The following is a 26059-nucleotide window of genomic DNA, read 5'->3' as shown; positions in this document are numbered from 1 at the left end:
TAGGTTGAATTAACCTAAAAATATGGTTGTCAAACTTTTTTTGGAGTAATTTTGCAGAAATTGAAGGGGGTATATGGCAAAAAAAGAGCAAAAATTACAAAATGACACAGAAAACACTCAATAATCCGGTGATTTTTAGGGTTATGTTGCAAAACATGTTACTTATGTTACAAAATAACAAAAATCGGCGATTTTTTTAAACACTGTGTTATTTGTGTGTAATGTTTTCCGTTTAGTATATACATTGTTGATTGATACAGGAGATCAACGAATTTAAAAAACAGAAAACCGGAAAACGAAAATTAGTTAAGAAATTTAGATTAGGAGTGATTATTATTATGAAGTCAAAAAGTATCAAGGCCGTAGTTTTATCAAGTGCCGCAGCATTAGGTTTATTAGCAGTAGGTGCTAACACCACCCATGCTTCAACAAACGTTACAGTTAAATCAGGTGACACTGTTTCAGAAATTGCTCAACAATACAAAGTTTCTACTAACCAAATCGCCAAAGCCAACCATTTACAAAATGTTGACCAAATCTCAGTTGGACAAAGATTAGTAATCCCAACTGGTGTTACTGTTCCAAATGCTGTATCACAACCAGCACAAACTACTGGTTACCAAGCACCAAAGACTACTCCAGCTGTTAAAGCTCCAGTTGCTAAGGTTGCACAACCTGTACAACAACCAGTTGCTGCTCAACCAGCACCAAAGGCTCAAGTACAAGCCCCAGCCCCAGCAGCACCAAAAGCTCAAGCTCCCGTACAACAAGCTCCAGCTGCACAACAACAAGCTAATACTCAACCAACCCAATCACCAAAGGCTAATGTACAAGCATCAGCTCAAAAGAGTACTCCAGCTCCAGCAGCACCACGAACTAACCAAAGAACTTACACTGTACAAACTAACACTGTTAAACCATCTAACGTTAACTACTCAAGCAACGGTGGTGATGATGCAGCCAAAGCTTGGATCACTGCACGTGAATCAGGTGGTTCATACACTGCTTCAAATGGTAACTACTACGGTAAGTACCAATTATCTAAGTCATACTTAAATGGTGACTACTCAGCTGCTAACCAAGATCGAGTTGCTAACCAATACGTAACTTCACGTTATGGTTCATGGTCAGGTGCCCAATCATTCTGGCAATCACACGGTTGGTACTAAGATAAATTTATACTAACTAATTAATAAGAATTAATTGAAGTCACGGTGATCGAAAGGTCACCGTGATTTTTTTAGCTTGAAAAGTAATCAATTTATAAGTTATACTAATAGTAGACTTTTGCATGAAGTCAGGATTCTATTAGGATATTGTGAAAAGAAGTGGGTGTTGTGAAATTTTTCCTATTTTTATTGCACAAGGATTTTATTCTATGGTATAATGTCTTTGTGAAAGATGTTATTAGATTGCGTGTCTGTGGTGCTTTATCACCATTACAAACATACAATTTATTAGCAATAAAATAATATATTTTTTGGAGGTAGTTTTTTATGGAAGCAAATATTGGTAAGAAATTAGTTTTAGGTGTGGCATCATTAGCAGCCGTTTTAGGTTTGTCAATGGCCATTGAGAACATTAATGTAAACGCTGCTCCTGTTCATCTTCCAGCAGACACTAGTGCAACTCCTAATGACACTACTGGTTCAGTACAAGGACAATCAAAAGCTCACGTTCAAGTAAGAACCGGATACTTAACTTTACAAGAAGTTCCAGATTTAAACTTCGGTGAAGCAGCCAACAACAGTAACCCACAATTTGGGATTCCGTTGCATGATAACCAAACAGGTAATGGTAAACCACAATTAGTTGTTGTTGATGGTCGTACCGTCAAAGATCAACCAAATGGTGCTGGTTGGACTGTTTCAGCTGCTTTAGGTCAATTCAATGATCAACCAGGTAATGGTTGGGGTGTTCAATTGAACCAAACCGCTGTTAAAAACAGCATTGGAAGTGCCGCTCAAGTAAATACTCCATTGTTGAATGCTGGAGCTGACAATTCTTCCCAAGTTCTTTCAGCTAATGCTGGTCAAGGTTTAGGAACGACTTCAGTTGACTACTCAAAGAGTACTGACGCTAGTTTGAACATGCCAGCTAACGTTACTCCAGCTGATTACAACGCACCAATTATTTGGACTCTTAACGCACAAGGCCCACAAAACCCAACTAACTAATAGTTCTCTTTACGGGTGTGTATTGTATAACCAAGAAGACAGACCACGTACGGTTTGTCTTCTTTTTAGTAAATTAGAAAATTAATTAAGTAGGACGTGATTGTAATTTTATCAAGGTTGAAGAAATTCTGGTTACCGTTTTTACTTGCCGTTGCAACCATTCTTTTGATGATTCCGATACTTGGAACCTTAAAAACAAATGCAGCCCAAGGTCCATCAATTGCGGTTAAACCGAATTACACTAAGAATCAAATTAAGCAAGATGGAGTGATCTTTGTTCAAACCAAGCCGGGTCAAACCCAACAAATTAGTTTGAGCATCGTTAATTTATCCAAATCACCCCAGTCCTTTAGCATTGAACCAACAACTGCTTTTACTTCCGGTGGTGGTGCCATTGCGCTCAATCCGACTAATAAGTTTCCGACTGATAAAACTTTGAAGTATAAATTCAAGGATTTAGTCCAAGGAGACAAGAAGCAGACGATTAACTTAGCTCCTAATAAGGGAACCAACGTTAACTTTAACGTAAAAGCTCCTGACAAGACCTATCAAGGTGTCATCATGGGTGGACTGTACGTTAGTCCACAATTACCACCTTCTGCAGCTAAATTAAGGGGGGTCAGCGTTAATAATAAGTTTGCTTTAGCAATGCCCGTCTATCTTCGTGACAACACTAATCAAACCATTAAACCAAAGCTTACGGCTCAAGGCATTAAACCGGGGAAGGTATCTAATGAACCGGTGATTTATACTAAGTTAGCGAACGAAAAGCCCACGACAGTTAGTCAAATGCATTTAAAAGACAAGATTTACCGAAAGAGTAATCCAAAGAAAGTCTTGAGTAAGGCCAACCAGAGTGGCTTAAGTATGGCGCCTAATTCCAACTTTAATTTTATGAATAATTTTGGCAAAAATGCGTTGTTACCCGGTAATTATCATTTGAGTTTGCAGGCTTCAGACATTAACGGAAACAAGTGGGATATTGAAAAAGATTTCCATATTTCAATTGCTCAGGCAGCAATTAATAATGCTAATAAAAACTGGTGGTGGATCATCCTATTGATTATCTTGTTAATCTTAATCTTGATCTTATGCTATGTTTTGTACCGTCAACACAAAAAACAAAAGGATTTGATTGCCGCACAGCAAGCAGAACTTGATAAAAGAAACGATCAATCTAAATAACTAGGTTGGGAGATGTACAAATGCGAATACAATGTTCTAAGTTTTTAAGGATGGTACTGTTAACTGGATTAACTATTTTAATAGCCGTTGGGTTAGAAGCGAATGCAGCTTCGTTTGCGAAGAGTGAATCTAATTCAAATACCACAATTCGAATTGGTAGAAATGTAACCCCAGCACCCAATGGACAGGGTGGTCAACCTGAAGATATGTCTAATAAAACCCCAGGTCCCTCTGAATCAGAAGGCACTAAAATTCCGCCAACCATTGCTGTTAGTGGAGAGCAACAAGGTACGTTACCTCAAACAGGACAAATGCTTAAATGGGGCACAATGGTAGCCGGAGTGATTTTTCTCTTTATCGCTTTTCTGATTATATTAAACCGTCATTTCATTAAAAAATTAGAATTGAAGAATTCGAAATAAAATTCAAATGCGAAAACTAATTAAAATTATAATTTTAGTTGGAGTTTTGTTGATTGAACTGTTTGTGCCAATGACTTCCCAGGCCAATTCGGATGATTACCCGTCATTTTCTGCCACGCCAGTTTTGGGTGGACTCCCGCTTCAAAAGGGCAAAGAGTATTTTGCGATTCAAGCTAAACCGAATCGGGAATACCAGCTTCCGCTTCTTTTGAAAAATCATGGAGACCGTCCCATTAAAATTAGGTTAACGCTGAATAATGCAACGACCACGTCGAGTGGCAGTATTTCATACGCTAATCCAAGCGTGCTTAAAAATGATCAGAATTCGGTTTCTAGACAAGTTGTTGGAAAACTTAAAAGAGAAGTGAATTTGGCTCCGGATGCAAGTAAGGTAGTCAATTACCAAATCAGGACAAATTCACGAGTTATGGGAACAGAACTTGCTGGCATCACTGCTACTGGAGTGGTTCCTTCCGTTTCAAACGAGAAGGTTAACAGTTTAGCCAGTTACGTTATTGGAGTTTCGTTAAGTGGACAGGATGGATTGAAATTAGATCGTTTAAAAATTTCAAACATTGAGAGTGGAAATTATGATGGATTAAATGCGTTTAAAGTTACGATTAAGAATAATTACCCACAGCTGATTCAACATGCGAGGGTGCGAGTCAAAGTTTTTCATAACGAAAAAGTGGATACGATAAAGGAATATTCGAATGTCAGTATTGCCCCGAATACTCCTTTGGTGTGGACAATTCCCTATCAAAAATTGCAACCTGGTAGGTATCGAATGGATGTTATGATCCATTCTGACAAGCAAACGGTTCGATTGCACAAGACGTTTACCCCACTAAAGTTATCAAACCAAGTAGAGTCATACGTACCGGTTTTAATTGCGGTATTTTTGACCATCGAAATTTGGATTATTTTTTGGATTTGTCGGATGTTCTATCACAAAAAGAAAAATAAAAAGAATTGAGAAAAAATGAGAATAAAAAGAGAAGTACTTTATAAGCTATTAATAGGAGTGGTTTGTACTGCTGTATTTATGATTTGTGGCGCAATGATGAGTGTTAGGGCGGATCCAGATAATCCGTATAACATTCCTGCACCACCGGAATCAGGTCCGTCAATGGACGAATTTATGTTTGCTGGGATTCAACCGAATGAAAGCGTTCAAAAAAGATATCCCAACGTTCAGGTGGTAACTGATAATACTGGTGATGATCATTCTGCTCAAACCATGTGGTGGAAGAACCAAGTTGATTTACAAAAACCGTTTACAATTAAGTTTTACGTTTATATGAAAAACCCGAAAAAAGTTAAAACATTAGCTGATGGACTGACCTTTACCCTGCAAAATGACAATCCAAATGCCATCGGATCATCGGGTGAATCACTCGGTTCATATGGAAACGTCCGAACCGTTTCAAAGGCAATTGACAATGATCATGTTAATCCTAAAAAAGCATATTTGAGAACCCAATTTATTCACAATGCTTTATCGTTTGAGTTTGATCCATACTACAACGGAGATTATAGTGACCATAAATTGCCGCGAAAGATTCCACATACGGCGTTCATTTACCCAAATGAATTCACTGGTCCATTTGACTGGCACGATAAAGATCATATTGGAATCAATCACCATGATTATAGTCAGACGCCATCTTTAACGGCTAATCAGGGAACATGGATCCCGGTGACTTATAAGTGGATGCCTAATGACTGGCAACCAGATAGTAACGCCAGGTCGGATCATGCCACCGCAACCGTTACGTATAATGATCCCAAGTCTGGTCACTCAATTGACGGAATTGATCAGCATACCACTACTGAAAATGTTCCTTTGAGCCAATTTCAAGGTAACTACGCATGGTGGGGATTTACTGGTGCAACTGGTGCGTTGAACATGGTCAGTGCCATTGCCAATACCGAAATTCCTCAGATTCCTGGAGTTAAAAAATTAGTTTGTGATTTAAGTGCACTTCAACGTGAGGGGAAGTATAAGGACATTAATCCCTACGATAGTGATACCGGTGCCGCAAATGACATGATTAAGGAAATTGATCCGAGCGAATTTAAGGACCTTGTCACTAACGCTAAGGTTGGAGACGTGATGCTTTATAAGGTCGATACCTATAACTACAAAGATAATGGTTTAGGAAATACCTGGGATAACGTTAAGGTCACGGATGACATGACCAATCTAGGGATGCGTGGTCTAGACGATAACGATCAAATCGTGGCAGAATACCCCAACGGAATTGAACCCATCGACGATGACGGGAAACCTGACTCGGTTGGATTTCGAACGATTATTACTGATCCAGATCCTAATACTAAGCAGAATACGGTAACCGCTAAGGGAAGTAACTTTACGGCACCGGATGACGGAGTGGTTAAGTCAAGTCAGGCGACTGTCGAAATGTCGAATAACCCGTACGACAACGTTAAGCCACGGGTTATTTTACAAAACCAGATGTCAAATGACGGTGGTAATACTTGGACCAATAATCTGACCAACGTCAAAGACGGAAGTGAGGTCCAGTACAAGATTTCCCTTCATAACATGATTGAAGGCACGCAGTTTAAAGATGGTTCGTATTCATTTGTGGTTCCAAGTATTAAAGACATCAAGAACATTGATGTTAACGGAGAACCAATTAGTAATAGTGATTATACGGTAAGTGACACCACCGATTATGAGATTAGTGGGAAAGACTCCAACTCTAACTTTAAGAACGCTAAGAAGATTACGATTAAGAATCTTCCAGACATGAATGGTCGAGAGGTAACTAATGTTACCGCTGACCTTCAGCTTGGGGACAATAATCCTGATAATATGAGTTCAATCCCTGAATTGACGGGAACCGATCGCAACCAGGATTCACTTAAGTTTCAAGGACGAAAAGAGACCTATAATTTCTACAATGGATCGGTTGTTTTGAATCAACCGCAGGATTTAGACTACGGCTTTCAAAATGACTACTTCTTTAAGGATCAGTACATGCAACCAAGAAACCTTGGCAAGAAAAAGACCCCGATTGACATCAACAAAGGGTACGAGGTTGCTAGTTTAACCGATGACCGTCGTGTTAAGAGTCCGTACAGTGTCTGGATCTCTCAGGAGAATACTCCTGAAAATCCACATGAGATTGGAAGACCCGGCTCACCATTTTCACTGGCTTACTTTGCCTTAAACAGCAAGCAACCCACCATTTTGAATCCAGGATCTGGCAACGTCCAGGTTTACAACTATCCTGGGAAAAAGGAAGATGGTAAGATTACGACTCCAATTAAATGGAATGCTAATCAAGGACTTGATTTAAGGATGAACCAGAGTGGGAGTGCCGTCGGTAGTACCGGAGGATATGACGCTACGCTTAATTGGAGCATCAAGTATGGTTCAAAAGATAGTGGAACGCCATAAAGACGGTCAATCAGTGATCGTGATTATGAGATATTTTGCCAAACGAAAGGCTATCAAGGACTTGATAGCCTTTTTTGTTGCATGTAAATTAAACATAACGTTGGTAATTGTGAAACGCTTTTCTGATGGGCTTAAAATCTCTATAATGGCGTGCTATAATTAGCGTAAATCTATCAAAGTGAGGAAACGTTATGGGTGAAATCAAGAAAAAAATGAAAGATCGACTTGATGCCTTCAGTGACGCCATTATTGCCATCATTATTACCGTGATGGTGTTGGAACTGCCGATTGAGAAAATGGGTGGAAACGTTGAGTATCTGGTTCTATTTCGTGCCATTGGAATCTATGCCGTTAGTTTCTGTTTTGTTGGGAACTTGTGGTACCAGCATGCACAAGTATTCAATGATACCGAAAAAGTTGCCAACAAGACGGTTGTCATGGACCTGGTGTTCCTCTTTTTCATGTCGTTAATTCCAACTTTTACAAAGCTTATGACCGACGATACATCGCAAATCACGGTGATGCTTTATGGCACTCTTTCACTAATTTTATTGGTGGTCTTTCGCATCATTGTGTCACAAATTGCGGAAGTCAAGTACCGAAAGCACTCCAAGCAACATGAAGTTTTCAACTATATTTTTGCCAGAAACTTTAACTATTCAATTGCGGCGTACGTCATTTTGATTATTTTGGCGTTTTTCTTTCCTAGAATTGCTTTGACTTTATTTATCATTATTCCAATTTGGTCGTTTATTGAAAACAGCCACGAGCACGGGACCTTGAACTTGGCTAATCAAGGAATGGAAGAGGGCCAGGTTAATTTAACCGAGTCGGTGAAGAATTTAACGGCTGATCAGAAAAAATCCTTAAAAGCCAAGTTAGCTTCGACGATTAAGGCGTCAAAAGGTACTGATGATGAGAAAGAAAAGCATGAGATTTGGACCCAGTTTGCCAAGTGGGCCGCTGATCAGAGGTAAAACTTAAAGCATTGCTATAAAATATTTTTAGGGATTGACGTCAATGAACAAATGATGTTAGTCCCTTTTTTTTCAACATTTTTCTTTCAAAGTTAAATATATGTTAAAATTTATCTAAAGGTAGGTGTTAAATATGAAGAAAAACGCATTTACTAGTCGTATCAGTTTACTGTGGACGGCCATGGCCATGATTTTATTTGGAACCAGCGTGGTTGAGGGGATTCAGGAGATTATCTACGGTTTTCCCATTGGTTTCATTGACTGGATTTTGATTATTTTGAGTGCCCTCTGTATCATCATTTGGGCGGTCACCTTATTTATTAAGAATCCAGCGATGGAGATTGCGGGTGAAATTACCTCCAAGCAACGTGTTTGGGGTGGGGTTGTGACCCTGCTGGTGTTTCTTTTGGTAATAATCGGGATCTCTCATCTTTCCGTTATGTGGACTGATTTAATCCTGATTCTAGGATTTATTGGCTTTTTACTTAACGAAGTATGGACGTTTAAAGATTAAAATTTTTGATAATTAAATCTGAAAAAAATCCATTCCAATGTTGAATTGGGATGGATTTTTTGTTTACCTATAATTATTTGAATATGAAGATGGAGATAATGAGAAAAAAGAGATAAGCGGCTGCTGGAATGGCAGTCTTCCGCATTACTGTCCCCTCTTGTCCCTTCAAGCCAACTACGCCACTCACGGAAACAATGTTGTAGACACAAATCATGTTTCCAACGGCGGCGCCGATGACCTGACCGGCGAGAATGAGAAATTTATCTAAACCAGCGTCCACGGCGACATCAGCCTGAATTGATGAGAAAGTCAAGGTGGAGACGGTCGTGCTCCCGGTGACAAATGATCCCACCGCGCCTAGGATTGGTGCGATTGCTAGCCAGACGCCATGCAGGTGAGTAGCCATAAACGATGCCAAGTAACCGGGCATGCTGTCTAATTTGGCGCCGTTAAAATTGGTGTTAGTAAAGACTTGGACCATGATTAAAGTCACAATTAAGGTCAGAAGCGTGGTCTTCATTGATTTCACCACGTCCCACGCTTCGTGTGAAAACGAACGAAATGATTCTTCACGAAGCAGAACCGTTAGTAGGGCAACAATCAAGAGGACGGTTCCCGGTGAAGCTAAAAGGAGCCAGCTCGAGTCAATTGCCTTAAAGCCAAGAATGTTGGTTAATGATAGGTTGACGTGGCTGTTTAACCAGTTATGGACCGGTTTGACGAGTTTAGGGATTACCAGTAAAACGACCACGAGGACGTATGGTAACCACGCTCTAATTAGTGAAATGTCGGTTCGGGGCTCTTTGATAGTTACTTTTTCGGACTGCTGCCATGGATTTTTCTTAACATCCCTTGGTAGTAAGATGTTGAATTTAATACTTAAGATGGCGAAAATCAGGGCAATGATGGGGCTGATAACGGATGTTAGTTCGTACCCCAGTAATAATTGACTGATAATGGTTGAAGTCGAGTAGATTAACCCAATGGCAAGACACCATGGAGTAACCTGTAAAACTGATTTGAAGCGGTGCTTGGTGTATTGATTGGGAAGCAAAAAGACCAGCATAACGATGAGGATCAGCGGAACCAGGGTCCCACTGATTAACTCGAGGTTAGCAATCTTTAACCCGACTTTGCCCATCTCAGCGGGACTAACGGTGTTACTTAGACCAACTGTTATTGGAGTTCCTACGGCTCCAAACGAGGCGGCAGTTGAGTCGGCTACAAGGGCTAAAACGATTGAAGAGAGCGGTTTAAAGCCCAGAGCAATTAGCAGTGGCGCGGTGACCATGGCTGGAGCACCGAAGCCCGAGACTCCCTCAATTAGGGACCCAAACAGAAAGACAATCAGGATGGCTTGCAGGCGCATGTCGGTGGTTAAATTGGTGAAGCCAGCGTTAATCCGGTCCACTGATCCGGTGTATTCCAGTGCTCTTAGTAATAACAGTGCCCCAAGGAGAATCCAGGCAATCGTCAGACTTTTGTGGACTCCCTGAATGGCTGAGGCTGCCAGAGCTTTCATTGGCATCTTCCAAACCAATAAACTAGCTAAAATAACAAGTATTGCCGTTACACTCATTCCCTTTAAAGCTGGCATGTTTAAAAAGCCCAGCAGAATTATTGGGACTAGTATCGGAAACATTGAAACTAATAATTCCATATAATGTTTTCTCCTCTTAGTGCTTTGCGGTAAAGATGTCTTATAACTATTATACATGAGTCACCGAGTTCAAGCTAAGGGAGATCGAACAGTTAAAACGTAAAATGAGACGCCCCTCACCAAAGGGACACCTCATTTTTGCTTATTTACTTAGATATTTTTTTTCGTAGTGGTGGTACAAAAGATAACCCACAATACCAAACAGTACTGGTCCTACGACCATCCAGATACTGCTTACGTAGTTGCCACTCAAAGCGGGAGCGATAATCGTAAAAATAATGGCAAAACCGACCGTTAGCATTACGACACAGACCGCTAATTTAGCGACCAGTGAATTCTTGTAGAAGACAAAGGGCTTCTTGATTTTCTGGTTGGCTTTAAAACCAATGAACGAGAAGGCAATGAACAGGTACGGAATTACCATGGCCACGTTGGTCATCTGAACCAAAATGTTGAAGAAAGCTTTGGCACTTTGTCCTCCAAACGAGATTACGAGGATGAATAAGATGACTAAGAGTCCCTGAATCACCATGGCATTGCCTGGTACGTTGTGTCGGTTGATTTTGGTAAAGAACTTCGGCCAGATTTCTTTGGGTGTTCCTTCCACGATCGTCTTGATTGGCGAAATAACGAGGGTAATGAAGGCCCCACTTAGCGCAAGAAAAATGGAAACCCCGACGTAACGGCTGACCCACATCCCGATTTGAACGGAGACGCCATGAGGAAAGTTCAGGGCGGTCCCCAGTTGATAACCAAAGTTATTCATGATAACGAAAGGGATGTTGACTAAGTTAATGTTGTGTTTTGAATCCAAGATCTGGTTCCAGTTCGTAAAAGCTCCGACCATGAAAATGCCAATCGAATAGACAACGGAAATAGTGATGGCCGAGATGGTGATTCCCTTAGGAAAAGTCTTTTCGGGAGTCTTGGTTTGATCAACGAGCCCCCCAATGGTTTCTAGTCCACCATAGGCAAAGATTGCGTATACGATAAATCCGAGGACATTAATTAATGAATCGTATTGCGGATTGGGTGATACTAAGACGGCTTTCCAGGAAAGTGGCTGAAAGGTATGTCCGTTAATTAAAAGGATGATGGCCCCACCAACAATGAGGATTACGTTGGTTAGCATTGCCGCAAACCCGCCGATGGAAGTGACCTTTTGAATTTGACCGATTCCACGGGTAGCGATGAACGTAATTACGACCATTAAAAGGACGGCTAAAAGTCCGATGGTTTCAACGCTTGAAAGTCCAAAGAGATGAGCATCTGACGTTTTATCAACGCCGAAGATTGCATTTGAAAGTGGGACCCAGATGGCGGAACTGGTGTTGACCATCCAGATGATGGCGGAAGCATACCACATTGAGATTCCCGTGAAGGCGAATTTAGGGTTAACTGATTCGCTCATCCAAGTGTAGATGCCACCGTGTTTTTCTGAAAAAGCCGCACCAAACTCCGCAATCATGAACGCGAACGGGATGAAGAAGCAGAGCGCTGCCAGGATGTACCAGATGATTGAGGCATACCCCATTAGATAGAACGCTCTGGAAATGTTCGCTGATCCGAAGACGGATGTAAAGATCATTAAGACTAACGCAAATAATGATAACTTTTTATTGTCCATCAAATGTAACCTCCAATTTCTTAAATAATTCTTAAAGTATAACAGGAAAATCCCGATTTGTGACACAAAAAAAGAATTCATTGCTGAATTCTTTATTTTTTAAATTGAATTTTAACGTATTCGCGGTACTTGGGCAGGGTCTTGATTAACTCTTCATGAGTCCCATGCCCACTGATTTCACCGTGATCAACAAAGTAAATGTCGTCTGAATCAACGATGGTACTCAATCGGTGAGCAATGATGAGAGTGGTACGACCCTTCATGAGTTGATGAAGCGCCTTTTGAACCATGGCCTCTGATTGTGAATCAAGACTGGCGGTAGCTTCGTCAAGCATCAAAATCTTTGGATCCCGCAAAAAGGCCCGGGCGATCGCCAGTCGTTGTCTTTGACCACCACTGACCTTGATTCCTCGTTCACCAACTTGAGTGGAAAGTCCCTCAGGCATCTCCCTTACAAAGCCCTCCGCGTACGCCAGGCTTAGGACGTGCCAAAGTTGTTCATCGGTGAACTGTTCGTCTAGTCCATAGGTCAAGTTATGGCGAATCGTTCCCGCCATGATGGCTGAATCCTGACTAACCAGTCCGATTTGATGTCGCCAGTTAGAGAGGTTAATGTCCTCGATGTTTTCCTTGCCAATCGTAAGGGTGCCAGACGTTGGCTGGTAGTAACGTTCAATCAAACTGAAGATGGTTGATTTACCACTTCCAGAAGGTCCGACGAAGGCCGTGGTTTGATTGGGCTTGGCGGCAACGTTGACGTTTTTTAGGACCGGTTCGTCGGGGTCGTAGGCAAAACTAACGTCATTGAGACGCAACGTTTTACCTCCAATATCATCCGAGAAGCCTGACGCAAAGTCTTCTTCGGGTTCAATGAGGAGTTCTCGGACGTGTTCGGTAGAACCATTGGCCTTCGAGAGGTCAGTGACAAAACGACCCAGCATGCTAACGGGACCAATGATTTGAAACAGGTACATTAGAAAGGCAAACATGGTTCCGATGGTCATGGCTCCAATGGCAACCCGATGAGCGCCATATGCTAAAATGCCGACGATCATGGCCATCATGACCGTGTTCAGAATTGGTCCCGCGATGGAGTCATAGACCGATTCTTTGAGACCGATTCGATACAGATTGTGAATTAAGTTAGAACCAGCGTTGGTTTCGTACGGTTCGGCATTTGATGATTTAACTAAGCGAATTTCGTTTAAAGTTTCCTGCGCCTTTCCGCTGAAATCAGCCATTTGGTCCTGACGCGACTTCCCAATCTGACTTGACTTGTGAATAATGGGTCGCATCACAGTCATGACGATGGGAATGGCAATAAACATGATTAAGGCCATTCGCCAGTCCATGATTAGCATGATGATTAGAGCCCCGATCAGTTGAAAGATCGACGTAATCGTGTTGGGAAATGAAACTGACAATAAGTCTTTAATCTGATCCGTGTCACTCACGAGCCGCGAAGTCATTTTTCCGGTCTTCACGCTATCAAAATAGTGAACGTTTAACTTCACCATTTTCTCCCATAGTAGTTCTCGAAGGTTAGCCACTACGTCTTCACCGAAGAAACCCAGGAGCGTTCCTGAGCCCGCGTTAATTAGGGCACTTAAGACGAATAAAATAACCATGGCAAAAATCAGGACTAGACTCACGCCCTTGGCGAAGTCGTTCACCATGACCTGGGCAATCTTTGGAACCGTTAGTTGGGCTCCAGTAGCGACTAGTCCCAGGATCAGTCCGACCATTAGTTGCCAGTAGTGGGGTTTAGTTTGTCGAATTAGATGGAAGAATCCCCGAAAGTTAAAGGATCCGTTATTTTTTTGGTTTTTCTTTTTCACGTTATCACTCCTTAAATCGTAACTACTATCCTATCACAAATCGACTTGCTTGAAACGAATATTCATTCCGCCTATCCTAATCGTAGAAACACATTGAGAGGAGTTCTCATCATGGAATATGAGTATTACACGTTAAATAACGGAATGCAGGTTCCAAAGATTGGTTTTGGGACCTATCTTTTAAAGGGTTTTGAAGGTGCAATGGCGATCACTTCTGCCATTCATAAAGGTTATCGGTTAATCGACACTGCCTATAATTATGAAAACGAAGGGGCCGTTGGTCGTGGAATTGAAAACTCGAACGTACGGCGTTCTGATTTGTTGGTAACTTCAAAGTTGCCAGGCCGTTACTACGACCGAAAGAGTGCCATTAATGCCATTCAAGAGTCACTTTATCGGGCTGGTCTAGACTACTTTGATATCTACTTGTTGCACTGGCCTAATCCCAAAGAGGGGAACTACGTTGAAGCATGGCAAGCACTGATTGATGCCCAACAGTATGGTTTGATTCGGACGATCGGAGTCTGTAACTTCCTACCAGACTACTTGGACAAGCTAGTTGATGAAACTGGTGTCATTCCATCAATCAACCAGATTGAACTTCATCCCTACTTTAATCAGGCTGATATGCGTCACTATGATGAAGAACACGGGATTTTAACCGAAGACTGGAGCCCACTTGGTCGTGCCAGTGAGATGTTAAAGAACCCAGTTCTGGTTGATATGGCCGCTAAGTACCATAAAAACGTTGGTCAATTGATTTTACGCTGGGAGATTCAGTTGGGAACGCTGCCAATTCCTAAGTCAGCTCATCCTGGTAGACAGAGTGGTAATTTGAACGTCTTTGACTTTGAGATTACTCCTGAAGATATGGAAACGATTGATTCGTTAACCAAGCCAGATGGTCGAACTCATAATCAAGATCCAGCCACTTACGAAGAATTTTAGATTAATTAATGCTTGAAATCAATTAATAAAGGAGGCCCAGAAGTGGGTCTCCTTTTTGTACGGATTAATTAATAAATAATTTCAAGAACTTTTTGAAGCCGATGAAGTAATTTTTCAGAATCTTTGGGAGATTCCATTGCTTCTTTAATCGTCTGGTGGCACAGAACGGTAATGGCCCACCGTTTGGCTGGCAGCTTAATGATTGCCGAATCATCAATGTTTTTCTGATTATGCAGGATGTCCATCTGAATAAATTCAAAGTATTCACTTTCAGCACTATCTTCTAGAAAGGAACGGGCGGCATCAACGTAGTCGCTTGGTTTCAGTTCATCAAGCTTTTTATTTGTGAAAGGCTGGTGAATGGTTGATAAAACCAGTCTGCGCGTGTAATCATAGCCGCCCTTTAAGGTAATGAAGTATTTGTAGTAGGCTCCACGTGAGATTTTGGCATCCTTGATGATCCTGGCAACTTGGGCGTCAGAGAAGGGATGAGCGGAAAATTCATTTAAAAGGGCACTGTTGATGCGATCCTTTTTTGCCTGGGGGAGATTTACAAAAGTTGATGATGGCATAAAAAATCCTTCCTTCTATGTAATAATTTAATTATACCCACATGTTGACACGGTGTTAACCGCTAATTCACAATAATCGATTGATGAAAAATCCGAAGAGATATGCAAGGATTCCTAACGAATAACTGATCATGGGATAGGTGAGGGCCGCTTTGAATTTATGCTCGAACTTAAAGTTGACAATCTCACTGTTGAAGGTGGAAAAAGTGGTAAAACCACCACAAAATCCTGTCCCAATTAAGAAAGCTAGTCCAGATCCCGCGAATGGAATTAACATGCCCAAGATGAAACTGCCCACGGTGTTAACAGTTAGTGTGGCAAGCACACCACGATTGTGTTTTTTGGATAATTGAGTCATGGTGAATCTCATAACAGCGCCTAACCCCGTTCCAACTGCGACTAAAAGGTATGAACTAATCATTAAATTCACTCCTTTCAACTAATTTGGCGGCAAGATTAGTGCCAAACAATGCTAAGGCGAAACCAAGAAAAATGGAAATTACGAGATAGATGACTAAAAAGAGCCATTTAGACATCAGTGCTAACTTGATGGTGTCGGCCATGATACCAGAAAAGGTGGTAAACGAGCCAATGAAGCCCGTGCCGATGACCCGATTGAAGATTTTGGGAAGACGTAACTTTTTAAAACCGTAGTCCGTCCAGATTGGTAAAAGAAATGTCCCAATTAAATTGATTAAAAGGGTGGCAATGGGAAAAGTGTGGTAGTAGATTAAGTTGGTAATTGCTAATCGGCTAATTCCCCCAAGAGCACCAAAAACAAAAATTAACAGAGATTCCATGATTTCCTCTTTTCATAATAAAAGACCGAACATAAATGTCCGATCTTAATTGTTAGGATTAAGTTATGCGAAGATGTAGCCAAATCCACCGGGACCAACGTGCGTCATAACGATGGGACTTGTCAGACGGCAGGTGACGTCGATGTCAGGTCTAGCTTCCTTGATCTTAGCGGCAATTTTCTTTGGGGCCGTTCCGTCATCAACGTATGAAAGACCAACTTCAGAAATATCCTTATTATTGATGATTTCATCAGTGACTTGGTTGGCAATCTTGGTCATTTTCTTGATGCCACGGCACTTGTACTTCAGTTTTAAAGTTCCCTCAGTCAGTTGAATTACGGGCTTTAGTTGAATTAGTGAGGAGATAAAGCCAACCGCCCGGCTAGCACGCCCACCCTTGACCATGTAATCAAAACTGTTGATGAAAACGTAGGTCATGATGGTTGGTACAAAAGCCTTTAAATTGTCCATAATTTCGTTAACAGACTTGCCTTGATCGGCCAATTTTTTAGCGCGTATGACGGCAAAAGTAAGACCACTATCAGTGGAATCACTGTCTAGGACTGAGATGTCTCCGCCCACTTGTTTGGCAGCGGTCCTAGCCGTCTCAACCGTTCCGCTTAAAACCTTGGTTAAATGAATGGAGATGATTGAAGCGTCTGGATCTTCTTTTTGAATTTTTTCGTAGGCTTGAATGAATTGACCCAGAGAAGGTTGACTGGTCTTCGGAAATTCTTTGTCGTTTGCAAGATGATCGGAGAATTCTTTTCTGGTAATGTCAACACCATCTTCATAAGTTTTACCATCAATGGTAACCTGAAGTGGTACGACCGTGAGATTATTTTTTTGAATTTCATCTGGGGTTAATTGAGCAGTTGAATCAGTAACAATATGAATCATGTGTTTCTCCCTCCAATTAACGTTTCGTTAATTTGCCTTATGGACCTTAATTATAGTAGAAGGATCGGTTTTTTCCCAGTTAAAATTGGATTTAATTTTAGTAGAGAGTTTGGTTAAGCGTGGGACAGGTAACTTCATCTTTGAAAGTGCGGTTACATAGTGTGAATGGTGTAACCGGTCGGCAATCACATTATAAAAATTATAAATTAGAGAAAGAAGTAGCTTTTTTGTCGCAAACAAGATATAACTATATTAGGGAGAAAAGCAGGGAGTTTCATCATGAAAAATAAAATGAAAATCCTGTTAACCAGTGTTGTTTCGGTGCTGGTAGCGGGTTCGATGGTAGCCGGATTGGTTGCCAAAAAGCGTGATAACGAAAAGAAGCATGCGACAAAAAAGTAAGCATTGCTGATTATTAGGGGGATTTCAACTACGGTTGGGTTTCCCCTTTTATTATGGTCGATCGTGTAAGCATTGAAATTAAAGAAAAAATTAAAATGAATAATGAAGTGAGGCAAGCAAATGGTAAAGGGAAGAAAAAAAGAATTAAGGTTGAGTACCGTTTTAATCTATTCGTTACTATTAAATACCGGGTCATCCTTTATGTGGCCGCTAACCACGGTCTACATGCATAATTACCTTCATGAATCTCTGACAACGGCCGGCATCGTGCTGTTTGCCATGTCAATGTTCATGATTATTGGGAACTATCTGGGTGGTTATCTTTTCGATCGCTGGTCACCATACAAGACTGCCATCATCAGTGTCCTAATTACGATGACTTCGATTGTGACTTTGATCTTCTTTCACGGCTGGCCCATCTTTGGAATTATGTTACTGCTGTATGGACTGGGTAACGGGTCCAGCATGACGCTCTTAAATTCGTATGCTTCAATGATCACCTCTAAAAGTACGCGATACGTTTTTAATTCGTTGTACGTTGGACTTAACCTTGGGGTCGTTGTCGGAACCGCGTTGGTTGGTTTCTTGATGAAGTACGGCATTTCGATTGTTTTCATCGTGGCAACGGGTTTTTACATTGTGTTGTTGTTGATGACGATTTTTGAATTCAACATTAAATTACATCGGCCAGAACCGACGGCCGTTAAGCGTTCACAAGATGACGACGATGTTTCTGAGAAAAAGAGTCACGGTTTAAAACTGATTTGGCTAATCTGCATCATGGTTTTTTGTATTTATATGAGTTATACGCTCTGGGAAAGTGTCATGTCAGTCCACATGACTCAACTAGGGATCTCATTTGAAAATTACAGTTTCTTGTGGACGATTAATGGGTTATTGATTGTTTTCATTCAACCGATTATTAATAAAATCGGGGCTCGGTTTAAGATGAGTCGTCAGATTGCCTTTGGGGTAATCATTTTCGCGCTAAGCTTCTTTATGTTAATATTTGCTAGACAGTACGCCGTTTTCGTAATTATCATGGTTATTTTGACCTTTGGTGAGATGAACGGATTGCCGGGAATTCCGGCGTGGATTGATACGTTAGCGGACCCCAGACAAAAAGGAAAGTTTCAGGGACTATTTAATATTTTTATGTCACTTGGAAGGGCTGTGGGCCCACTCTTTGGTGGATTAATGGTTGAATTTTTCAACTATCCCGCTTTATTTATCGTATCCGGCGGACTGATTTTATTCGCATTGTTCTGTGTGATGAGCGAATCAAGAAAGTTAAGTAAAACACGTCAAGATTAGTGAGGTAAACCATGGTCGACACTTATTATAAAGATTCAATTGATGTGTCTGACGCACACCAAAATAATTTAAAGCACGTTAACGTCAAACTCCCTAAACACGAAATCACCGTTTTTGTCGGTGAGTCCGGATCGGGGAAATCGTCGTTAGTATTCGACACGATTGCGGCCATGTCACGTCGTGAACTAAACGAAACGTTTCCTAGTTTTTCACAACAGTATCTCCCAAAGTACGGGCAGCCGCACGTTGGTGACATCAAAAATTTGCCAGTTGCCATTGCAATTGAGCAGAAACAACTAACCGGCAACGCCCGGTCGACGCTTGCTACCTACACGGGAATCTACTCGTTATTACGACTCTTATTCTCAAGGATTGGAAAGCCGTTTGTGGGGTACTCGGAGGTCTTTTCGTTTAACCTACCGCAAGGAATGTGTCCATACTGTCAGGGGTTAGGCTACGTCGATGAAGTTGATGAGTCGAAGTTAATTGACCCAGAGAAGTCACTTAATGGCGGAGCGATTACCTTCGTTAGTTTTGGACCCGGAACCTGGCGTTGGCGGGGATACGGTTACAGCGGCTTGTTTGATAATGACAAACCAATTAAAGATTATACTCCCGAAGAGTATGACTTGTTGATGCACGCGCCACAACAAAAACTGTCCAATGCACCCGCTTACTACAAAACAAGCCAGTACGAGGGGGTGGTTCCCAGAATCAAACGTTCAATCATCAACAGTCGTGAGGGTAAGCACCACAAGGAAGCCATTAGTGAGATTGTGACCCGGGAAGTTTGCCCGGTATGTAAGGGGGCTCGACTTAACCCCAGATCTTTGAGTGTTAAGATTAATGATTTTAACATTAACGACGTTTCTAAGATGGACCTGGTTCAGTTCTTGGACTTTTTGGAGTCCATTAAAGATAACCTTGGAGATGAAATCATCCGGGGTTTAGAGTCTAAGATTAAACCTTTAATCGACATTGGATTAGGGTACTTGACCCTCGATCGGACCACCAGCACCTTATCAGGTGGTGAAGTGCAACGTATTAAGATTGCTAAACACCTGACCAATTCATTATCAGATATTCTGTACGTTTTTGATGAACCAAGTGTGGGGCTCCATCCTCACGACATCGCTTTGATTAAAAAAGCCATGATTAACCTAAAGAAGAAGGGTAACACTATCTTTATCGTTGACCACAACCCTGAGATCATGTCGATTGCCGATCACGTGGTCGAAGTTGGCCCTAAATCTGGGGCTGACGGTGGAAAGATTACCTTTACTGGAAGTTATCCAGAAGTGTTGGATTCTGATACTTTGACCGGAAAATGGTTAAGGGCAACCCATCACTTCGCCAAACCACTTAAACCCAAGGGATTTGTAGACTTAGAGCACGTTCACATGCATAACATTGACGATGTGAGTGTCAAGGTGCCAACCGGGATTATGACCGTTTTGTCAGGAGTGGCTGGATCTGGTAAGAGTTCACTAGCGGAGGCCATGAAGGACCATCTAAATGGCAATTACGTTGATCTGACGCAAAAACAAGCCGGCATCAGTATTCGTTCCACTCCCGTGACCTATCTCAACATTTTAAACCCAATTCGAAGACTTTTTGCGAAGGCTAACAACGTTTCGACCCAACTCTTTAGTTACAACGGCAAGGGTGCTTGTCCGCGTTGTAAGGGGAAAGGGGTCACAATTACCAACATGGCCTTTATGGATCCGGTCGTTCAGACCTGTGAGTTGTGTCACGGAAAACGCTACAGTCAGGAAGCCTTGGGATACAAGTATCACGAACAAGACATCGCTGACGTTTTGTCAATGTCGGTTGCTCACGCGGCTGAATTCTTCAAGGATGTCCCTGAAATCGCTAATCCGTTGAAACAGATGAGCGAAGTTGGACTGGATTATTTAGCGTTAAATCAGGCTTTGACCACGTTATCCGGTGGTGAACTGCAACGATTACGGTTGGCCCAGATGCTAGAAGAGAAGGGCAAGATTTACTTTCTTGATGAACCCACGGCCGGTCTGCACATGAATGATACGCAACGATTGCTGAAGCTATTTAAACGAATGGTTGCTGAGGGTGACAGTTTAATTATCGTCGAACATAACCTTGATGTAATCAGTCAGGCTGATTGGTTGATTGACATGGGACCTGGAGCCGGAACGTACGGTGGAAGCGTCCTGTACAGTGGAATTCCCGAGGGATCGGAAAAAGTTCCCCAATCATTTACCGGAAAAGCCCTTAAAAAGTACATGCTACCCTATAAAGAAAGATAAACAAAAAGAGATCATCACTGATATCAGTGATGATCTCTTTTTGAATTAGAATCCGATGAAAGACTCAATGTTGGCTTTTATCATATTGATACCATCTTGGATGGTCATGATAATTTGTTGAACAGCATTATTATCCCGTTCACTAGCATTTTGTTCGATTTCTTGTTTGGCTTTTTCAATGACATCTTGAGTTTTTTGGTTAGCTTCATTACTGCCATTGTTGCCACCATTATCAGCATTATTCTCAGGTTTATTGTTATAATTTTTAACCACCACGGGCGGATTTTGTTTAACCTGTTGCTGGGCACTCTTTCCTGAACGGTATAAGCCAAAGATTCCCAACAAAATGATAATCAGGAAAATAATTACGATCCAGCGGAACCAGTGGTGTTTCTTCTTTTTAGGAGCACTTTGGTACAGCGTTTGATTGGGTGCTGTTCTATCAACACCAGGGGAAACCACCTGCGCACTTGGTGCGTACACCAAGTTGTAAGTGAGCGTTCCTCTTGCAAAAGTTCCGTTGATATTCTCGTTCGGATTGACGGCCACAACCCGACCCATGTTTGCCGGATAATCAACGTTTCGTTTAAAGGTGACGTTAGTGAGGTAACTGACGGCATTTTGATCACCACTAAGTCCCTGAACGACGTATCCCTTTAGGTCAGGGACTTCGATTGAAAATGCTTCCCCGGGAGTTTGCGAATATTTTAATGGGTTAGTCAAATTTTGACCGTTTTTATCAACAACGTTAATAACTACGTTTCCGACATTGCGGTCCATTCGACTACCAACTGTTTCATTGTTCATTGATTGAGTGCTCCTTTAATCAGTTTATATGCATTATCTTACCATTATTTCTCAATCTCACAAAAAGAATCCAACCCAATTTCCCGCACCTTAATGGGAGATCAGGTGTCGATTAGTCGCTTTAAATGTGATATCATGATTACTGTAAGTGATAGTCATTAACTATCAGACTGAATATTGAGAGGAAGAATGACATGAGCGAAAAAAAGATTATTGAAAAACTCGATGACATTAAAGATTACGAAGACAAAATGGCTGATTTAGTATCAGCAATCTTGACCGACCAACCTTGGGAACAAACTGATGAAGTTCGAAACGTTTACTTCTTGGATGTAACTGATTTTGGGAAAGACCTTCAAGATGTTTTGGACCAAATGAACGTTTTGCGTGACCAATACGATGAAACATTACACTCATACTTGGGTGTTCCATTCATCCCTTACGTTCCACTATCAAAATTAACTGATGCCGCTTTTCAAACTTTAGTTGACGTTGACCCAACTGACAACATCACTAAGACTAAGAAGAACAGTGTCTTTGTTGATTCACGTGTTATTGATAGTAAAGATGGTAAGCACATTAGCTTGGACTTACAATTTAACGAACAATAAGATTAAGTGTAAAGAGAGTTGACACCTCGGTGTTAGCTCTTTTTTTATGGCGTTTTTGAAGTAAATATTTTAAAAATGATTGACAGAAAGTGATTTGAGTTGTTTAATTAGTGGCAATTAAAGAAGAGGAGGAATATTCCATGAATAATCATATTGATCATCAAAACGACCTTTATACTTACTTTACTTGGTACAAGTGCGTATCTAAGTAAGGTTGTTTTGAGGGCCTAATTAGATACCGTAAGGATACTAACTAGGCTAATTACAGATTATCGTTGGATATTTCTAATAACGAATGTGTTTTTAATCCCAGTTAGCATCGAATGTTAACTGGGATTTTTTTGTCTATCGAAAGGAGAATTAGAATGTCAAAAGCATTAATAAGTAAAATGAATCAAGAAATGCTTCAGCTATCACCATCGTCGATTTTAAAATTTAATGATGAGGTGAGCCAGATTCCTGATATTATTCCGTTAACGTTAGGAGAACCAGATTTTAATACTCCCGAACACGTTAAGGACGCGGCAATTAAAAGCATTCAACAAAATGAGAGTCACTACGCTCCTACCAAGGGAACCAAACAACTGCGGGATGCAGCTGCGCACTTTTTACAAAGTAAATACGATTTAAACTACGACCCGGAGACGGAGATCATTATGACTGCTGGAGCTACCGGTGGAATTTATACGGCGTTAACGTCGGTTTTAAATCCTGGGGATGTAGTTTTAATTCCAACGCCGATTTTTCCACTCTACTTTCCGATTATTAAACTGCGGGGAGCCACCCCAATTTTTATGGACACCTCTAAAACTGACTTTGTCCTCACTCCAGAACAATTAGAACAAAATTTAAGGGATCACCCCAAAACCAAGGCGATTGTCTTGAACTTTCCCACTAATCCCACTGGCAAAACTTATCATCCTGACGAACTTCAAAAACTGGCCGATGTGATTAAAAAGCATGATATTTTTGTAATTTCTGACGAAATTTACAGCGAACTGACTTATGACGGTAAACACACCTCAATCGCTAAATATCTTCCCGAACAAACCATTTTATTGAATGGAGTTTCAAAGTCACACGCGATGACCGGTTGGAGAATTGGAATCATGGCAGCGCCTAAAGACATCACCAGCCAACTTGAAAAAATCGATCAATTTACGATCACTTCAACCACCACAAATGCGCAAGCTGCGGCCGCCGAAGCACTTGGAAACGGAATGAATGATACTGATGCCATGAAGAAAGAGTACCGAAAGCGACGTGATTTTGTTTACGAGAAATTGAATGCGATGGGCTTTAAGATGGCCAATCCCGATGGCGCTTTTTACATTTTCGCTAAAATCCCGGCTGGCTTAATTCAAAATAGTATGGACTTTAGTTATGACTTAGCCCGTAAAGCTAAGGTGGCCGTCATTCCCGGAAGTTCGTTTGGCCCAGGCGGCGAGGGATACGTTCGCATTAGTTATGCAACTTCAATGGAAAACTTAAAAGAAGCAATGGACCGAATTAGTCAGTATGTCGAAAAAGAAAGAGAAAAATAATTGCGACACCAAAGCCCTTAACTACTTACGATAGTTAAGGGCTCTTTTGCGGTGCATTTTATTTTATTTACAATTACTTGTTTTGGGCTTCTTTTTCCTGAGCCGCTTGACCCAAGATGTTGAGGTAGTTAAACGGACGGTCAAAGTTTGGTTGAAACAGCATGTCAACCATAGCCAGGTCGTCAATGGTGTTTTCGTTTTGAATGGCAACCGAAAGCACGTTAGCGGATTGTGAAATGTCGTAGAGACTGGTCAATGCGCCACCCAAGATTTTACGGGTGTCAGGACTGTAAACCAGTGACATTAGCACAGGAGTCGTGGTGGGCATGAATTCAGGACGATAGTTGTCTTCGACAATTACTTGGTGAGCGTTAATGCCCTGAGCCTTAGCGGCACTCATGGTTAAGCCGGTTGAGGCGAGGTTTCTGTCGTACAACTTCAGACCAGATGAGGATTGCGTTCCCATGTATTTTTCGGTGTCGTTTTCGATGTTCTTTCCAACCAAGATTCCTTGACGAACCGCATTGGTTGCCAGCGGAATGTAGGCGTTTTTGTGGGTTGGATTGTAGTGAACGGCGGCACTGTCACCAGCGGCGAAGATGTCCTTGTTAGATGAATGCATGTAATCATCGGTGATGATTGCACCGTTTTCAAGCATGTCAACTTGACCCTTGAGTAGACTCGTGTTGGGTTTGAAACCAATGCACAAAATAGCTAGGTCAGCCGTAAATTCGTCACTGCTGGTCTTGATTGAGACCGTGTCACCGTTATCAGTGAACTTTTGCACCATTTGGTTTCCTTCGAATTTAACCCCATGGTCCTTGTAGTCTTTTTCAACGATGTCAGTAAACTTAGGGTCATAGTATTTACTTAAAACCCGGTCAACTCCATCAATCAAAGTGACCTCATGGCCAGTCTTGGAATAGGCTTCGGCTAGTTCGGCCCCGATGTATCCAGCTCCAATGACAGCGATCCGTTTAGCGTCCTTGGCGTCATCGAAAAGTACCTGAGCGTCGGTCCAGTTCTTACAAAGCTTGACGTGATCGCTATGAACGCCCTCGATTGGAGGAACAACCGGAAGGGAACCGCTGGTCATTACAAGCTTGTCGTAATGTTCGGTCTTGCTTTCACTGGATTCTAAATCCTTAACGGTGATTTCCTTGTTATTTGAGTCGATGTTAGTGACTTCGTGCTTCATTTGCACGTCAGCGCCAAGTCCCTTTAATTCCTTTGGATCAGAATAGAACAGGCCCTTTGGATCCTTAACTTCGCCACCTAAATAAAGGGCAATTCCACATGATAGAAATGAGATATTGTCATTTTTTTCATAGACAGTTAAGTCATAATCGGGATGCTCTTTTAAGATTTGTTTAACCGCAAAAGTTCCCGCGTGGGTACAACCAACAACAATAATTTTCATGATGCAACTTACCTCCTAGTGTGAAACAATATTCATGAATTATAGGTTATCCTACCAGATAAAATTGTGAAATGCTAATCAATACACTCATAAAATGGTTCTTATTTATTATTTTTTGAAAGCGACTTCATTACTATACTCTCTGGCTCTTTCACACATGGTTTGATAAATGCGAACGACATCACGATCGGTGCCCCTTAATTCGTATTCTGCAATTTCAGGGACGTTAAAACGTTCCGCATATCTTCTGGCTGTGAGACAAAATTGGACGTTAAAATTGCGATTACCACTGCCGACGATTCCCATGCAGTAGTCGGCGTTATGGTTGTAAGCAACGTATTCGCCCATGGTGTTGGTCATGAGTTCTTTGACCCCGTTATCGATTCCATTTCCACCGTCAAGGTAGGTCGGCACGAAAACAAAGTACGGTGATGTTTCGTCAGCAAAGTCACTTTGATCTGAGATTTCGGTTGGCTCAATTAGTGGGTTACTGGCATCTTTTTGGTGCTGAGCTTCCGCGTAGTCCTCTAAATTTTGCACGAAATTGCGGGTGTTGCCAGCAATTGAGATGTATAAAATGCGAATGGATTTGATGATTACTACCTCCTTAAATATGAAAAATAGTC

General features: G+C 41.5%; 24 protein-coding genes. 14 read left to right on the top strand and 10 right to left on the bottom strand.

What is annotated here, in order from left to right:
* The first annotated feature begins 338 nt into the window (after window positions 1-338).
* The 8 genes from apf to AC6UD4_RS04695 all read left to right on the top strand — a co-directional run bounded on the left by apf (window position 339) and on the right by AC6UD4_RS04695 (window position 8705).
* Window positions 339-1169: an aggregation-promoting factor gene (gene apf / locus AC6UD4_RS04730; RefSeq protein ID WP_500694123.1), complete on the top strand. Its 831-nt coding sequence runs from the start codon at window positions 339-341 to the stop codon at window positions 1167-1169.
* 327 nt (window positions 1170-1496) lie between these two features.
* Entirely contained in the window at window positions 1497-2177 is a 681-nt protein-coding gene (locus AC6UD4_RS04725) for a WxL domain-containing protein (protein ID WP_500694122.1), read from the top strand.
* A 96-nt stretch (window positions 2178-2273) separates the two neighbouring features.
* The gene (locus tag AC6UD4_RS04720) at window positions 2274-3362 is read left to right on the top strand and encodes a DUF916 domain-containing protein (protein WP_500709635.1); all 1089 of its coding nucleotides are present in this window, start codon (window positions 2274-2276) and stop codon (window positions 3360-3362) included.
* A gap of 20 nt (window positions 3363-3382) precedes the next feature.
* Entirely contained in the window at window positions 3383-3784 is a 402-nt protein-coding gene (locus AC6UD4_RS04715) for a hypothetical protein (protein ID WP_500694120.1), read from the top strand.
* 49 nt (window positions 3785-3833) lie between these two features.
* Window positions 3834-4760, top strand: a complete 927-nt coding sequence (locus AC6UD4_RS04710) for a WxL protein host-binding domain-containing protein (RefSeq protein WP_500709634.1) — start codon at window positions 3834-3836, stop codon at window positions 4758-4760.
* Between the two features lie 87 nt (window positions 4761-4847).
* On the top strand, window positions 4848-7214 hold the full coding sequence (locus AC6UD4_RS04705; RefSeq protein WP_500709633.1) for a hypothetical protein: 2367 nt from the start codon (window positions 4848-4850) through the stop codon (window positions 7212-7214).
* A 191-nt stretch (window positions 7215-7405) separates the two neighbouring features.
* On the top strand, window positions 7406-8191 hold the full coding sequence (locus tag AC6UD4_RS04700) for a TMEM175 family protein (protein ID WP_500694117.1): 786 nt from the start codon (window positions 7406-7408) through the stop codon (window positions 8189-8191).
* 133 nt (window positions 8192-8324) lie between these two features.
* Window positions 8325-8705: a hypothetical protein gene (locus AC6UD4_RS04695; protein WP_500694116.1), complete on the top strand. Its 381-nt coding sequence runs from the start codon at window positions 8325-8327 to the stop codon at window positions 8703-8705.
* A gap of 73 nt (window positions 8706-8778) precedes the next feature.
* Here the strand turns inward: AC6UD4_RS04695 and AC6UD4_RS04690 are convergent, their stop codons facing one another.
* The 3 genes from AC6UD4_RS04690 to AC6UD4_RS04680 all read right to left on the bottom strand — a co-directional run bounded on the left by AC6UD4_RS04690 (window position 8779) and on the right by AC6UD4_RS04680 (window position 13830).
* Complete coding sequence (locus AC6UD4_RS04690) at window positions 8779-10365, bottom strand: L-lactate permease (RefSeq protein ID WP_500694115.1); 1587 nt, start codon at window positions 10363-10365, stop codon at window positions 8779-8781.
* A 142-nt stretch (window positions 10366-10507) separates the two neighbouring features.
* A complete protein-coding gene (gene yjeM, locus AC6UD4_RS04685) occupies window positions 10508-11992 on the bottom strand; it encodes a glutamate/gamma-aminobutyrate family transporter YjeM (RefSeq protein WP_500694114.1) in 1485 nt (494 codons plus the stop codon).
* A 92-nt stretch (window positions 11993-12084) separates the two neighbouring features.
* Window positions 12085-13830 carry an ABC transporter ATP-binding protein gene (locus AC6UD4_RS04680; RefSeq protein ID WP_500694113.1) on the bottom strand — a complete coding sequence of 582 codons (1746 nt, stop codon included), beginning with the start codon at window positions 13828-13830 and terminating at the stop codon, window positions 12085-12087.
* A gap of 111 nt (window positions 13831-13941) precedes the next feature.
* Between AC6UD4_RS04680 and AC6UD4_RS04675 the strand changes: the two genes are divergently transcribed.
* The gene (locus AC6UD4_RS04675; protein ID WP_500694112.1) at window positions 13942-14778 is read left to right on the top strand and encodes an aldo/keto reductase; all 837 of its coding nucleotides are present in this window, start codon (window positions 13942-13944) and stop codon (window positions 14776-14778) included.
* 68 nt (window positions 14779-14846) lie between these two features.
* Here AC6UD4_RS04675 and AC6UD4_RS04670 read toward each other — a convergent pair whose 3' ends face one another.
* From AC6UD4_RS04670 to AC6UD4_RS04655, 4 genes are all read right to left on the bottom strand, one after another.
* Entirely contained in the window at window positions 14847-15350 is a 504-nt protein-coding gene (locus tag AC6UD4_RS04670) for a TetR/AcrR family transcriptional regulator (protein ID WP_500694111.1), read from the bottom strand.
* Between the two features lie 67 nt (window positions 15351-15417).
* Window positions 15418-15771 (bottom strand): fluoride efflux transporter FluC, encoded by a 354-nt coding sequence (locus AC6UD4_RS04665; RefSeq protein WP_500694110.1) that lies wholly within the window; start codon window positions 15769-15771, stop codon window positions 15418-15420.
* Window positions 15764-16150, bottom strand: a complete 387-nt coding sequence (locus AC6UD4_RS04660) for a fluoride efflux transporter FluC (RefSeq protein ID WP_500694109.1) — start codon at window positions 16148-16150, stop codon at window positions 15764-15766. Before AC6UD4_RS04660 ends, AC6UD4_RS04665 begins: the two co-directional genes overlap by 8 nt.
* 63 nt (window positions 16151-16213) lie before the next feature.
* Window positions 16214-17050, bottom strand: coding sequence for a DegV family protein (locus AC6UD4_RS04655; RefSeq protein WP_500694108.1), 837 nt, complete (start codon window positions 17048-17050; stop codon window positions 16214-16216).
* A 279-nt stretch (window positions 17051-17329) separates the two neighbouring features.
* On the opposite strand from AC6UD4_RS04655, the gene AC6UD4_RS04650 reads away from it, so the two are divergent.
* From AC6UD4_RS04650 to AC6UD4_RS04640, 3 genes are all read left to right on the top strand, one after another.
* Window positions 17330-17452 (top strand): hypothetical protein, encoded by a 123-nt coding sequence (locus AC6UD4_RS04650; RefSeq protein ID WP_500694107.1) that lies wholly within the window; start codon window positions 17330-17332, stop codon window positions 17450-17452.
* Between the two features lie 120 nt (window positions 17453-17572).
* Complete coding sequence (locus AC6UD4_RS04645; protein WP_500694106.1) at window positions 17573-18766, top strand: MDR family MFS transporter; 1194 nt, start codon at window positions 17573-17575, stop codon at window positions 18764-18766.
* Window positions 18767-18777: 11 nt separating this feature from the next.
* A complete protein-coding gene (locus AC6UD4_RS04640; RefSeq protein ID WP_500694105.1) occupies window positions 18778-21051 on the top strand; it encodes an ATP-binding cassette domain-containing protein in 2274 nt (757 codons plus the stop codon).
* 45 nt (window positions 21052-21096) lie between these two features.
* On the opposite strand, the gene AC6UD4_RS04635 is transcribed toward AC6UD4_RS04640, so the two are convergent.
* Window positions 21097-21858 (bottom strand): hypothetical protein, encoded by a 762-nt coding sequence (locus AC6UD4_RS04635; RefSeq protein ID WP_500694104.1) that lies wholly within the window; start codon window positions 21856-21858, stop codon window positions 21097-21099.
* A 194-nt stretch (window positions 21859-22052) separates the two neighbouring features.
* Between AC6UD4_RS04635 and AC6UD4_RS04630 the strand changes: the two genes are divergently transcribed.
* Both AC6UD4_RS04630 and AC6UD4_RS04625 read left to right on the top strand, forming a co-directional pair.
* A complete protein-coding gene (locus AC6UD4_RS04630) occupies window positions 22053-22469 on the top strand; it encodes a hypothetical protein (RefSeq protein WP_500694103.1) in 417 nt (138 codons plus the stop codon).
* A gap of 365 nt (window positions 22470-22834) precedes the next feature.
* Entirely contained in the window at window positions 22835-24013 is a 1179-nt protein-coding gene (locus AC6UD4_RS04625) for an aminotransferase class I/II-fold pyridoxal phosphate-dependent enzyme (RefSeq protein WP_500694102.1), read from the top strand.
* Window positions 24014-24086: 73 nt separating this feature from the next.
* Here the strand turns inward: AC6UD4_RS04625 and AC6UD4_RS04620 are convergent, their stop codons facing one another.
* Both AC6UD4_RS04620 and nrdI read right to left on the bottom strand, forming a co-directional pair.
* Window positions 24087-25433, bottom strand: coding sequence for an FAD-dependent oxidoreductase (locus tag AC6UD4_RS04620; protein ID WP_500694101.1), 1347 nt, complete (start codon window positions 25431-25433; stop codon window positions 24087-24089).
* Window positions 25434-25541: 108 nt separating this feature from the next.
* On the bottom strand, window positions 25542-26027 hold the full coding sequence (nrdI, locus tag AC6UD4_RS04615) for a class Ib ribonucleoside-diphosphate reductase assembly flavoprotein NrdI (protein ID WP_500694139.1): 486 nt from the start codon (window positions 26025-26027) through the stop codon (window positions 25542-25544).
* Window positions 26028-26059 lie beyond the last annotated feature (32 nt).

This window comes from Fructilactobacillus sp. X3R5C2 (assembly GCF_059901175.1).
Note: the sequence above shows the minus strand (reverse complement) of the source record. Positions and strands in the feature narration are given on the sequence as shown.